A 13,715-nucleotide genomic window follows, 5' to 3' on the forward strand; every position below is an offset into this window, starting at 1 on the left:
TACCGACCTCCAAAAGTTAGATTTTTGGTCTAACTTTTTGGGGTCGGAACAGCGAGGCTGCTGCCGTCCTTTACTACTATGACAGGAAGTCATTCGAAAACTATTACAATTCTGTTGGAACAAAAGTATAAATTACGTTATTCAAATTTCCATATTCCTTTGTTGGATCATACTTCACAGATTCAATACGCAATCCTTCTTTGCTTTTTGTAAAACGATAACACCCATGTTTCATCGGAAATCTCTTAGGTAAATACTTCGCTCTCATAAATGAAGTAACAAACTTATCTTCATCAACTTTTCTTAAACCAATATAAGCATAAGGTTCATCTTCTACATAAACCGTAAAGTCATAAGAAACCTTATGATTATCGTTAAAAAGAGTATACGGTTCACGTATCGTTATCGTCTTACCGACTAATTGTTCCTTTTCTTCTTTTGGATAATCTACTAAAAATACTTGCTTAGCTCTTTCTAGATAAGTTGAATCTATTTCGCCTTCTCGTTCAAATAACAATTCATCGCTCTCATCATTTTCAGAGTCAACTGTTAGGTTCGTATAAGGATTTATAGCATATTTTATTTCTTTTGAACAACTTGATAACAGAGCAACCGAACAGACAAGTAATGCTAATAAAATAAATTTTAAATTTTTACACCATTTCATTGTTAACTCCCCCTAATCATCTTCTTGTTTCATAATTCTTAAAATAAAATTTGAAAACGCTACACACCTTCTAATTATAATTATATGGATTTATTAAGGAAATACAATATATTTGTGAAAAAAATCATAAAATGAACAAAAAAAAGAAGACTTCCCATAAGTAGTATGAGTAAGATAAGCCCATTTAGCTTATATTACAGGAAACTTTGAGAACTTAGGCTCAAAGTTTAGGCATGAGACCGCAGGTCTGCTGCCGTCCTAATACTACTATGACAGGAAGTCATTCGACTTATATACGGACTCTCATTAGGTCACGTAAAACCAAGATGACTTCCTATAGTAGTAAGCGTAACAGTAGCCAATTGGCTACTGTTACTAGGAAAACTTGAGACCTAGGCTCAAGTTTTAGGCATGAGACCGAAGGGCTGCTGCCGTCCTTTACTACTATAATTAGGAAGTCATTCGAATATTTTGTAATTATTTAAAACTGTCCTTAAACGCATCCTTCATTTTATCGAAGAAATTGCCTTCACCCTCAACATGAGTACCCGCTTCTTTTCCGAAAATCTGCATCGCCTCACGTTGTTTGTCCGTTAAATGCTTAGGCGTTACAACACGTACTGTAACATGCTGATCACCCATTCCACTACCACGAAGTCTAGGCGCACCTTTTCCTCTTAAACGAAGAACCGTACCAGATTGAGTTCCCGCAGGAACTTTTAATTTCACTTTACCGTGAACAGTCGGAACATCCACTTCATCTCCTAATGCAGCTTGAGCAAAGTTGATTGGAAGTTCATAGAAAATATCTGCCCCTTCACGTTCAAACGTATCGCTCTTACCAACACGGAAAATCACATATAAGTCACCATAAGGGCCGCCATTTTCTCCAGCTTCCCCTTGTCCACGTAATGGCATTTGGTTTCCATTTTCTACACCGGCTGGGACTTTTACTTTCACTTTATGCATTTCTTCCACATGTTTGTGACCATGACAAGTCTCACATTTTTCTTTGATTTCTTGTCCAGTACCACCACAGACATCACACGTTGTTTGAGACATCATTCTACCAAATGGTGTTGCTCTTTCAACATTGATCACACCTGCACCATGACATTTAGAACATGTTACAGGATCTGTACCAGGTTTTGCACCAGTACCATGACAAGTTTCGCATTCTGCATTACGATGGTAATGAATGACTTCTTCTTTACCAAAAATTGCTTCTTCAAATGTTAAGTCCATGACATATTGTAAATCTGCCCCTTGACGTGGCATATTGGCACGATTTCCACGACGACCACCGCCGCCACCAAAGAATGTATCGAAAATATCTTCGAATCCACCTGTATAACTTCCAGAGAATCCTTGACCTCCGAATCCACCAAAGCCACCAAAACCGCCACCAGAAAATCCTGAGTTTGGATCGTATGAAGCATGACCATATTGATCATACGCAGCACGTTTTTGACTATCACTTAAAATTTCATAAGCTTCTGCTATTTCTTTAAATTTTTCTTCCGCTCCAGCTTCTTTATTAATATCTGGATGGTATTGTTTGGATAATTTACGATAAGCTCGTTTAATATCTGCATCAGAGGCATCTTTGGAGACTCCGAGTACTTCATATAAATCACGTTTTGCCACCATTATCCCTCCTTATCATATCATTCTACAAAAGAGCGAGTGGAAGAAGTTCTCCCACTCTTACTTGCTCTATATTAGTCTTGTACTTCTTCGAAGTCAGCATCTACTACGCCATCTTGTGGTTGAGAGCTTGTTTGTTCAGCTCCTGCCGCTCCTTGAGCTGCTTGGCTAGCTGCTGCTGCTTGTTCATATAATTTTACTGATAAGTTTTGAACAACTTCATTTAAAGCGTCACGTTTAGCTTTCATTGCTTCTAAGTCATTAGCTTCTACAGCTGCTTTTAATTCGTCACGAGCTGTTTCAGCTTTCTTAACATCTTCAGCATCTACTTTGCCTTCTAAGTCTTTCAATGTTTTATCAACAGTGAAGATTAATTGATCCACTTCATTACGTAAATCTACTTCTTCTTTACGTTTTTTATCTGCTTCAGCATTCGCTTCAGCATCTTTTACCATACGTTCGATTTCTTCGTCTGATAAACCTGATGAAGATTTAATTGTAATTGTTTGTTCTTTACCAGTACCTAAGTCTTTTGCACGAACATTTACAATACCGTTTTTATCGATATCAAATGTTACTTCGATTTGTGGCACACCACGAGGTGCAGCTGGGATATCTGTTAATTGGAAGCGACCTAATGTTTTGTTGTCTGCTGCCATTGGACGTTCCCCTTGTAATACGTGAACATCTACTGCTGGTTGGTTATCTGCAGCTGTTGAGAACACTTGTGATTTACTTGTTGGAATTGTTGTATTACGATCGATTAATTTCGTAAATACACCACCCATTGTTTCAATCCCTAATGATAATGGAGTAACGTCTAATAATACGATATCTTTCACATCACCTGAGATAACTCCACCTTGGATTGCAGCACCCATTGCTACTACTTCGTCAGGGTTTACTGATTTGTTTGGTTCTTTACCAGTTTCTTTACGAACAGCTTCTACAACTGCTGGAATACGAGTTGATCCACCAACTAAGATTACTTGGTCGATTTCACTTGCTGATAATCCTGCATCGCTTAATGCACGACGAACTGGTTCTTTTGTACGTTCTACTAAATCTAATGTTAATTGGTCAAATTTAGCACGAGTTAATGTTACTTCTAAGTGTAATGGTCCAGCTTCACCAGCAGTAATGAATGGTAAGCTGATTTGTGTTGAAGTTACACCTGATAAATCTTTTTTAGCTTTTTCAGCAGCATCTTTCAAACGTTGCATTGCCATTTTATCTTGAGATAAATCAATTCCGTTATCACGTTTAAATTCAGCAACTAAGAATTCAATAATTTTGTTATCGAAGTCATCTCCACCTAAGTGGTTGTCTCCTGATGTTGATAATACATCGAATACGCCGTCTCCTAATTCTAAGATAGATACGTCGAATGTACCACCACCTAAGTCGAATACTAAGATTTTTTCTTCGTGGTCTACTTTATCTAAACCGTATGCTAAAGCTGCTGCAGTTGGTTCGTTCACGATACGTTCTACTTCTAAACCTGCGATACGTCCTGCATCTTTAGTTGCTTGACGTTGAGCATCGTTGAAGTATGCTGGTACAGTAATAACTGCTTTTTCAACTTTTTCTCCTAAATATTCTTCAGCATAGCCTTTTAAGTATTGTAAGATCATTGCTGAAATTTCTTGTGGTGTATATTGTTTACCTTCGATTTCAACTTTATATGATGCGTCACCCATATGACGTTTAATAGATGAAATAGTGTTTAAGTTTGTTACAGCTTGACGTTTTGCAACTTCACCTACTTGAATTTCACCATTTTTGAACGCTACAACAGATGGTGTTGTACGGTTTCCTTCTGGGTTTGGAATAATTTTAGATTCATTTCCTTCTAATACAGCAACTGCTGAGTTTGTAGTTCCTAAGTCAATACCAATAATTTTACTCATAATTCATACACTCCTATAATTTAATATTTTTTAGTTGGCTTATTGAGAGACGATAACCATTGCTGGTCTTAATACACGGTCTTTCAACATATAGCCTTTTTGAAATACTTGAACAACAACATCACTTTCTTGTCCTTCTTCAGCTGGAATCGCTTGAACAGCGTGATGTTTATTTGGGTCGAATGGTTGATTTAATGCTTCAATTTCTTCAATACCTTCTTCTTTTAGGGCATATAAGAAACCTTCATATACCATTTCAATCCCTTTTTTAAGATTTTTCGCTTCTTCTGATTCACTAGGTGAGGCAATCGCTCTTTCTAGATTATCAATAACATTCAATAAGTTTTGTGCTAGAGATTGACTACGATACTTCGCTGCATCTTGTCTTTCTTTTGCATTTCTTTTTTGAATATTTGCAATTTCTGCAGATAAGCGATATACTTGGTCATTTAATTGAGAAACTTCTTGTTGTAATTTTTCTTCAACAGAAGGCTCTTCCTCAACGGTTTCTTCGACAGTTTCTTGAAACTCTTCTGTTTCAGGAGATTTCTCTTCTTCTACTTCTTGAGTTTGTTGAACGTCTTTTTCTTCATTTGTTTCCAAGCTTCCATCTCCTTTTATAAATTTTTATAATATTGCTCCATTGTTGTTGTGAGCTCTTCTTGTAATCCTTTGACAATCGATAGGACATTCGAATACGGCATATTTTTAGGTCCTAATAAAGCAATGATTCCTTTATCGTGTTTTGGAGTTTCATAACTTGCTGTAATAATACTAAATTCTCCTAATAATGGATCATTCATCTCAGAGCCTAAACGAATTTGGATATCTCTGTTAGAAGGCATCACTAATTCGTGCATCTTTGATTGGTCATCCATTAATCGATATATTTCTTTTAAATGATGGACATTGGCATGTGAGTCGAAGTAGTTTAATAAATATCTTCTTCCTGCAACATGGAGTCTATCTTGTTCAAATTGGTTCATCATATCTTGAATCACCTTAACAATTTGAATTTGAGAATTCATATATCGATTCATTAAAGCTGGTAAATCAGACTTCAAACGTTGGAGAACTGTTTCTAGTGGCAAGCCAATCAATTCCTCATTAATGATTCGAACGACTTTATCTAAGTCAGAATCATCAATCGCACTTGGAATCGAGTAAACTTTATTTTCAACTAAACCATTGCTCATGACTAAAATTGCCATTACTTGGTTTAGCCCTAGTCGAACAAGTCGAAATCCAGATAATGTAGCACTCCTTACTTCGGGTCCAATGGAAATCGTTGTGTAATTCGTCAGTGTCGACAAAATATCTGCCGAAACTTTAAAGACATCTTGAATTTCCATGGTCGATTGTTGGAAAGTTTCACGGATTTGATTTCGAATGCTTAATGAAACTGGACTGTTTTGAACAGGTAAAATATTATCCAAATAATATCGATACCCTTGATTCGATGGAACACGTCCTGAAGAGGTATGGTTCTTTTCAAGATAGCCCATCTCTTCTAGCTTCATCATTTCATTTCGAATGGTTGCAGAGCTAACTGCTAAACCCGTTTGCTGCATCAACTTTTTTGATCCAACTGGTTCTAATGTTTCCGTATATAGTTGAATAATCGATTGTAAGATTAGCAATTGTCTATCGGTTAACATTTTGGTCACCTCTCTTTAGCACTTGACTAAGACGAGTGCTAACCACATGTATAATTTATCATATTGGTCAAAGTAAGTCAATAATAAAACACTCGGACTTTAGTCTGATTTATCAAAATTTTTTTATAAAACAAAAAAGCCATGTATCGGGATTTTTCCTTTACATAGCCGTAAAATAATTAGACTGTGATATGTAGTAGCAAGGTCGCAAGCAGCCAGCTGAAGCTGTCTCATTGCTAAAAATTAAGCCTAAGGTCTTAATTTTTCCCTGTAGTTTGCTACTACATAAATGAGTCTTATATTTTAAAATATATCTGTAAAATTTATTTTAAATTTCCTTTTAATGTTTTGACCATGTATTCTCCTACGTCAATAATTGGGAGTTTGGTCAAACTTTCTAATTCTTCTTTGATATACGGAAAATGAGTACATCCTAAAATGACTGCTTCTACATTGCTACCATTAAAAAATGAAAATAAACTACTAAAGTCAAACTTTGTTGCAATTTCTTTTGGCGTGAGATTAGCTTCAATGGATTTGACTAATTCAAGCAACGTGATGCCGATTACTTGTAAACTTGGATTTGCTTTATATAAATTATTCTCCACTCCCATTAATCCATGAGAGTTTGCTGCCATGACAGCCACTTGTTGATAATCCATTGCTAATTGACGATACATTTGCATTGGCGTAATCATTGGCATCTCATACTCCTGCGATAATTGATCAAAATCTACTACCGAACTAAGAGAATTACAATAAACAAAAATGGCATCATATTCAGATCGAAGTTCTTCAACCTTTTCTCTCATAAAAGTCATTCGATATTCACTAGATGAAGATTGAAAAGTTGTTTGTTCAATCGGATTATTCGAAATAGGCACTGGTAAAATATCGACAAAACCATGCTTTTCTAATAATTCCTTTCCTAATCTTGAATCAACAGGAGTTCCACCCATTACTGCAATTTTCATCTCTATCACCTCTTTAACACTTTTTGCTAGTGTAACATAGGATGGTTGAAATGGAAACAGAAGCGAATTTCTTTTATTTTAAGAAACTATTTTTTATTTTGTTTCTTTTTCTCTCTATTGAATCTATATATCGCAAAAGCCGTATAAAATATTTGCAAATAAATTTGACTAGGAATTCGATTTTTAAAGTATTCAGTAAAATACGCCAAGAAAATGATAATAATATTTGTAGCTGTTATAAGTAAGAACCATTTAGAATGTAACAATAATGATGCATATTCTTTAATATTTTTCATAAAATAACTCTTCTTTCTCATAAGGATTATATTTACAATTAGATATTACCAGTAATTTTAAAAAAATATTATAATACAATCAAATTTATGGATAAAGAACTTAAGCATTCTCTTCCGTAAACTTCTTCAACACTTTCTGATGTTCAATAGCTTTTGAAATATTATTCATGAAATAGAAATATTCGATACACTTCTTGCATAATTTTTCACCTTCGTCTTTATTTTGTGTACCAATTAAATAGAGTCCTTTGAAAAATTTACATTGATTTTTTTCATAATATAATTCTGTATGATTTAAATGCTTTTCAATTATGTCTATTACTTCTATTGCAGAATTAAATTTTTTTTCCATGATATCTGCATAACAAACATTTAATAAAATTCGAGTAAAAATCTCAGTATAATTTTTTTCTGAATAAAATAATTGACTCTTTCGATAAATCATTTTCACTAATTTGTGTCTCATATCTGATGACATAAATCCTACAAAATTACCAAACAAACTAATTTCATATCGTCCACATTCATCAACAGTTAGGATATACTGAATAATTTCCTGAATTTCATGATGATTTAATGGAGTGTTAGAAAATTTATCAATATAAGCCTTCAATAAAATGACATTATGTTTATGTCGAATATTATTAGATTTTCTTTTTAATTCAATTTCCCGAGTTAATAATTTATTTAATAAGTACAAATCATTATTTACTACTGCAATAGATAAGTCTTTTAAAAAAGTAGATTGGTTATTCTGAGTCTTATCTAAGAGTAATTCAAATTCAAAAAGGGAAATATTCAATCTATCTAATAGTTTTAATAAAGTTTGAAAAGAGATATCATTTTCACCACGTTCAATTTTTGATAAATGATTTTTGGATAAAATTCCTTCTGATAATTCTGATTGAGAAACTCCTTTTTCTTTTCTTAAAGTTTTTAGTAAATAACCGTATTGATTCATAACTTCACATCCACTACTCATATTTGATTACATTTTCATCATTTTATCACAAACATAGCGAAATTCTACACTTATTTCGATAAAAAAATAACAGCTCGCATATGCAAACTGTTATCCTTCATTTCATTATTTAGTTGCACGACGTACGTATGTACCTTCTGAAGTGTTTACTTCTAAGTACTCGCCAGCTTCAATGAAGTCTGGAACGTTTACGACTAATCCTGTTTCCATTGTTGCTGGTTTACCAGAACCTGTAACAGTAGCACCTTTAATAGATGGTTGAGTTTCAGTTACTTGTAATACAACTGTTGAAGGTAATGAAACCCCGATTACTTCTGTTCCGTAGAATTGGATTTTAACTTCCATGTTTTCTAAAATGTATTTCAATTCGTTTTCGATTGTTTCTTCTGGAATTTCATATTGTTCATAGCTTTCTAAGTCCATGAATACACCAACATTATCTTGGCTGTATAAGTATTGAACGTCTTTTGTATCGATGTGAGCACGTTCTACTTTTTCATCAGGTCTCATAGTAGTATCAACTGTTGATCCGTTACGTACGTCACGGATTTTCATACGCATTACAGTATTTCCTTTACCTGGTTTGTGGTGGCTGATTTCCAACACTTTAATTAATTTTCCATCAAGAATGAAAGTCATTCCTGCTTTTAAATCACTTACGTTAATCATGTTAACTCTCCTTCATATTTTGTTTACTATACGTTTATACCATATTTTTTAGAAAAATGCACTAGTCAAGTCCAACTCTATGGAAAATTTCATCAACTTGTCGAATATGATAGTGATAATCAAAGGCATCATTCAATTCTTCAGTCGTTAAATGTGACATAATTTCGTCATGGTTTTCAATAATTTCTCTAAATGAACGTTGTTCATCCCACGCCAATGCTGTACATGGTTGTACTAAGTCATAAGCTTTTTCACGACTTAATCCTTTATCAATTAATTTTAATAGAACACGTTGGCTATAAATTAATCCAAATGTTGCATCCATGTTTTTAAGCATACGGTCAGGAAATACCGTTAAGTTTTTAACAATATTACCAAAACGATTTAACATATAATTTAGTAAAATCGTGCTATCTGGAATAATGATACGTTCTGCTGAAGAATGCGAAATATCTCTTTCATGCCATAAATTGACATTTTCATACGCTGTTACCATGTGTCCACGTATCACTCTTGATAAGCCAGCCATATTTTCTGAACCAATTGGGTTTCTCTTATGTGGCATTGCTGAAGAACCTTTTTGACCTTTTGCAAAAAATTCTTCGACTTCACGTGTTTCTGATTTTTGCAAGCCACGAATTTCAGTGGCAAATTTTTCAATACTAGTCGCAATTAAAGCAATCGTTGAAATATAATCCGCATGTAAATCTCTCGATAAGATTTGTGTTGAAATTTCTTGAGGACGAATTTGTAACTGACTACATACATAGGCTTCTACAGAAGTTGGAATATTAGCAAAAGTTCCAACGGCTCCACTAATTTTTCCAGCTTCGACACCTTGAGCAGCACGTTCAAATCGTTCGATGTTCCGTTTCATTTCTGAATACCATAATGCAAGCTTCAATCCAAAGGTCGTTGGCTCTGCATGTACCCCATGCGTTCTTCCCATACAAACAGTATATTTATGTTCAAGTGCTTTTTGTTGGATAATCTCTAAGAAACATCTTAAATCTTTACGTAAAATATCATTCGCTTGCTTTAATTGATAACCATAGGCAGTATCCACTACGTCTGTACTTGTTAGACCATAATGAACCCACTTACGTTCTTCCCCTAATGTTTCACTCACTGCACGAGTAAAAGCTACAACATCGTGTCTTGTTTCTTCTTCAATTTCTAAAATTCTTTCCACTGAAAAACTAGCATTGTCACGAATTTTTTGGACATCAACTTTTGGAATCTCTCCCAACTCTGCCCAAGCTTCGCAAGCTAAAATCTCAACTTCTAACCAACAACGATAACGATTTTCATCTGACCAAATCTTGGCCATTTCTGGTCTTGTGTAACGAGTAATCATACAAATGCCTCCTATTTTAAAATCATATCCATATGTTCAATTCCAACTAGCTGATAAGGTTGTGACCAAACTTCGAAGCCTAATGATTCATAGAACTGCTGTAAATACGTTTGTGCATGAATCATAATCGGTTGATCAACATACCATTCTTGACAAATTTCTATCGCTCTTTCCATCAGTGCAGTTCCTTTTCCTTGTCTACGATAAGCTTCATCAACAATAACACGTCCAATATGAGCTCCATCCACTTCTTGGAAAATTCGTAAATATGCAATCACTTTACCATTTTCATCTGTTTCAAATAAATGCCACGCTCTTTTATCAATCTCATCAATTTCTTGATAATTTAATTGTTGTTCCACAATAAAGGTTTGAATTCTTGCTTTGTAAATTTCAATGACTTCTTTCTTAGATAATTCGTCAAAATTTTTCAAGTACCACATATTTTTCACCATTATTTTTCAAAATATTTTTTAGTATTTACTTCATCTTCTTTTAATTGAGCAATAAGTGCTTCTACTCCATCGAATTTTAATTCATCTCGTAAATAATGCAACCATTTTACTCTTACTGGGAATTCATAAATATCTCTTTGGAAATCTAAAATATAGACTTCAATCGTAATTTTCGTTACATCATTAAACGTTGGATTCACTCCAATCGAAGCCATCGCAGGATACCACTGATCTTCTACTTGAATTTCTACAATGTAAACTCCTTTTTTCAATAAATAAGTATCCGTTGAAACATCAATATTCGCTGTTGGAAATCCTAATAAGGCACTTCCACGTCCAAAACCATGAACAACTTTTCCAATCATTGTATATTCATAGCCTAATAAGGCATTTGCTTCTTCAATTTGACCCGTTTCTAAATAGTGTCGAATCGCTGTTGAACCAATTTTTTGTGTTTCTGTCTGCTGTTCTGAAATCGTAACAATCGAAAATCTTTCTTTTGCATAAGTGGGTAATAATTCCATATTGGCAATCTCTTTTTTTCCATAAGTGTAATCAAATCCAGCAACAACAGTTACAGCATTTAGCCCAACCATGTATTGATCAACAAATTCTTGCGGACTTAATGAAGCAAATTCTTTTGTAAAATCAATAACGTAAAAAATATCTATGCCAAATTCTTCTAATAACTCTACCTTTCTTTCAAAGGGTGATAGATATTGTAATTCGTCTGGATCTGCTCCTTGGAAAATAATGGAAGGATGATGGTCAAATGACATTAATACTAATTTCACGCCTAGTTCTTGAGCTTTTTCCTTTGCTTGTTGAATCACTTCCTGATGTCCTAAATGAATCCCATCAAAAAATCCAAGTGCTAACACAATCGGTTCTTGAACAATTTGAGAAGGGTCATAAGGATGGGTGATTTTTATAATTTGCATGTTATCTCTCTTTCCTTAAAACATTTTAATCGGTTTTAATAGTCCTTTTTTCTCAGGATGAGGTCCATATAAGGCTATTAATTCACCTTCAATATAAAAAGTTGAAGGTTCTATCACTTGTGGTAATTCAGCTGTTGTTAAAATGGCGCCATTTTTCACTTTTGTAATGAACTCCTCTGGAACATCCACCCTAGGGTATGTTTCAAACACTTCTTCTAAAGGACGAAGAATGGATTGTGCTTGATTTTGTTCTACTAAAGCTTCTAATTGTGATAAGGTCACACATTGTTCTGAAACAAATGGTCCACTTTTAATACGAGTTAATTGAGACATATGAGCAGGAACACCTAGTTTTTCTCCTAAATCAACTGCTAAAGTACGAACATAAGTCCCCTTACTGCAACTAACTTCAAATGTCCATTTTTGCGTTTTAGAATCTTTATCATAAACCGGATTCGAAGTTCGTTTAAACTCGTAAATCTTCACTCTTCTTTCTGGACGTTCTACTGCTTGCCCTTTTCGAGCATATTCGTACAGTCTTTTACCATTAACTTTTACAGCAGAATACATTGGAGGAATTTGAGTAATTTCTCCAATGAAAGTTTCCATCATGGCATCGATTTCTTCTGTTGTAAATGGAGTTATAATCGCTTCTTGTCTCACAATTTCTCCATGAGCATCTTCTGTTTCAGTGGCAATGCCTAAACAGATTTCTCCTTGATAGACTTTATTAGATTCTAATAAATACTCTACCACTTTTGTTGCTTTTCCAACACAAATTGGTAATACGCCATCTACTTCTGGATCCAAAGTTCCTGAATGCCCTACTTTTTTCGTTTGTAATAAGCGTCTAACTTTAAAGACACAGTCGAATGAAGTCATTCCTTTTTCTTTCCATAGTGGTAAAAATCCGTCCATTGATTTCTTCCTTTTTCAATAAATTTAACTTAATAACTTATCATATTTTATCACAGATTTTATTAAAAAAAAACAAATCCTATGCTAGAACTACTCTCTATCCTTAGTAAAAAATATTAATGCTAGGTCTTTTGTAAAAAAATATGATATGATAGAAATACATTAAGTTAAAAGGAGTGACAACATGTCTCGTATAATCATAGTGACAGATTCAACTGCTGATTTAACCGAACAAGAAATCCAGGATTTCAATATTCATGTAGTTCCATTAAATATTACCATTCAAGACGAACATTATTTAGACGGTGAAACTATTACAAAAGAAGAATTCAAAAATAAAATGATTGCAAGTTCTGAATTACCAATGACTGCTCAACCTTCTATTGGTCGTTTTGTAGAACTGTATGATGAATTAGGAAAAGACGGTTCTGAAATTATTTCGATTCACTTGATGAATTCAATTAGTGGAACTGTGAATGCTGCAAGACAAGCAGCAGATATTACAGAATCAACTGTAACAGTTGTTGATTCAGACTTCACTTCTCGTTCAATGGGGATTATTGTTCGTGAAGCTGCCCAAGTTGCAAAAGAAGGTAAAAGTGCTGAAGAAGTTTTAGCAGTTATTGAAAGTACTCGTAAACGTACAAAATTATATTTAACTGTTTTAAATTTAGATAATTTAATTAAGGGTGGCCGTATTAGTCGTGTCATGGGGGCTTTCTCTAATTTATTAAATATCAAACTATTTTTAGAAGTTATAAATGGTAAAATTGAGATTGTTCAAAAAGGGAGAGGTTTAAAATCTCTTCAGAAGAAATATGATGAAGTTTTTGAGGAAATGAAAGCTTGCCCTAAGGGGATTCAAGAAATTGGGATTATGCATGCTGGATTGAATGAGTTTAATCAATCTCAAATTGATACGTTACGTGAGTTATTTCCAGATGCTAAACTTACAATTGTGATGACTTCACCAATTATTATGAGCCATACAGGAGTAGATGCAATGGCGGTTACTTACCTAATAAAATAAGACATCTTTTAATAGACTTCCTGTGATAGTAGTATTAGGACGGCAGTAGCCCCTGCGGTCTCATGCCTAAATTTTGAGCCTGGGTCTCAAAATTTCCTGAAATATAAGCCTTGGCTTATATTTCCCATACTACTATAGGAAGTCTTTTTTTGTGCCCAATAAGACGTAATGTTCTGTCGTTATTTAATCTATAATTGCTCAGAAAATAGCA

The 13,715-nt window shown here is 34.1% G+C and carries 14 protein-coding genes; 1 reads left to right on the plus strand and 13 read right to left on the minus strand.

Annotation, left to right across the window (positions count from 1 at the left end; genetic code table 11):
• Positions 1-103: 103 nt before the first annotated feature.
• The 13 genes from RWM24_RS06390 to truB all read right to left on the minus strand — a co-directional run bounded on the left by RWM24_RS06390 (position 104) and on the right by truB (position 12,474).
• A complete protein-coding gene (locus RWM24_RS06390; protein WP_314112619.1) occupies positions 104-667 on the minus strand; it encodes a hypothetical protein in 564 nt (187 codons plus the stop codon).
• Positions 668-1,144: 477 nt separating this feature from the next.
• On the minus strand, positions 1,145-2,317 hold the full coding sequence (dnaJ, locus tag RWM24_RS06395; RefSeq protein ID WP_314112621.1) for a molecular chaperone DnaJ: 1,173 nt from the start codon (positions 2,315-2,317) through the stop codon (positions 1,145-1,147).
• Positions 2,318-2,388: 71 nt separating this feature from the next.
• On the minus strand, positions 2,389-4,224 hold the full coding sequence (dnaK, locus tag RWM24_RS06400; RefSeq protein ID WP_314112623.1) for a molecular chaperone DnaK: 1,836 nt from the start codon (positions 4,222-4,224) through the stop codon (positions 2,389-2,391).
• Positions 4,225-4,263: 39 nt separating this feature from the next.
• Entirely contained in the window at positions 4,264-4,827 is a 564-nt protein-coding gene (grpE, locus tag RWM24_RS06405; protein WP_314112624.1) for a nucleotide exchange factor GrpE, read from the minus strand.
• 14 nt (positions 4,828-4,841) lie between these two features.
• Positions 4,842-5,882, minus strand: coding sequence for a heat-inducible transcriptional repressor HrcA (gene hrcA / locus RWM24_RS06410; RefSeq protein WP_314112625.1), 1,041 nt, complete (start codon positions 5,880-5,882; stop codon positions 4,842-4,844).
• A gap of 323 nt (positions 5,883-6,205) precedes the next feature.
• Positions 6,206-6,856: an aspartate/glutamate racemase family protein gene (locus RWM24_RS06415; protein WP_314112627.1), complete on the minus strand. Its 651-nt coding sequence runs from the start codon at positions 6,854-6,856 to the stop codon at positions 6,206-6,208.
• Positions 6,857-6,942: 86 nt separating this feature from the next.
• Positions 6,943-7,152: a hypothetical protein gene (locus RWM24_RS06420; RefSeq protein WP_314112629.1), complete on the minus strand. Its 210-nt coding sequence runs from the start codon at positions 7,150-7,152 to the stop codon at positions 6,943-6,945.
• Positions 7,153-7,252: 100 nt separating this feature from the next.
• Positions 7,253-8,113: a helix-turn-helix domain-containing protein gene (locus RWM24_RS06425; protein WP_314112631.1), complete on the minus strand. Its 861-nt coding sequence runs from the start codon at positions 8,111-8,113 to the stop codon at positions 7,253-7,255.
• A gap of 126 nt (positions 8,114-8,239) precedes the next feature.
• Entirely contained in the window at positions 8,240-8,803 is a 564-nt protein-coding gene (efp, locus tag RWM24_RS06430; RefSeq protein WP_006702601.1) for an elongation factor P, read from the minus strand.
• Positions 8,804-8,864: 61 nt separating this feature from the next.
• Positions 8,865-10,160 (minus strand): adenylosuccinate lyase, encoded by a 1,296-nt coding sequence (purB, locus tag RWM24_RS06435; protein ID WP_314112632.1) that lies wholly within the window; start codon positions 10,158-10,160, stop codon positions 8,865-8,867.
• Between the two features lie 11 nt (positions 10,161-10,171).
• Positions 10,172-10,603, minus strand: coding sequence for a GNAT family N-acetyltransferase (locus RWM24_RS06440; protein ID WP_314112634.1), 432 nt, complete (start codon positions 10,601-10,603; stop codon positions 10,172-10,174).
• Positions 10,604-10,614: 11 nt separating this feature from the next.
• Positions 10,615-11,556, minus strand: coding sequence for a riboflavin biosynthesis protein RibF (gene ribF, locus RWM24_RS06445; protein ID WP_314112636.1), 942 nt, complete (start codon positions 11,554-11,556; stop codon positions 10,615-10,617).
• Positions 11,557-11,571: 15 nt separating this feature from the next.
• Positions 11,572-12,474, minus strand: a complete 903-nt coding sequence (truB, locus tag RWM24_RS06450) for a tRNA pseudouridine(55) synthase TruB (protein WP_314112638.1) — start codon at positions 12,472-12,474, stop codon at positions 11,572-11,574.
• A gap of 184 nt (positions 12,475-12,658) precedes the next feature.
• Between truB and RWM24_RS06455 the strand changes: the two genes are divergently transcribed.
• A complete protein-coding gene (locus RWM24_RS06455) occupies positions 12,659-13,504 on the plus strand; it encodes a DegV family protein (RefSeq protein ID WP_314112640.1) in 846 nt (281 codons plus the stop codon).
• Positions 13,505-13,715 lie beyond the last annotated feature (211 nt).

The sequence above is a fragment of the uncultured Granulicatella sp. genome (genome assembly GCF_963516875.1).
GTDB lineage: Bacteria > Bacillota > Bacilli > Lactobacillales > Aerococcaceae > Granulicatella.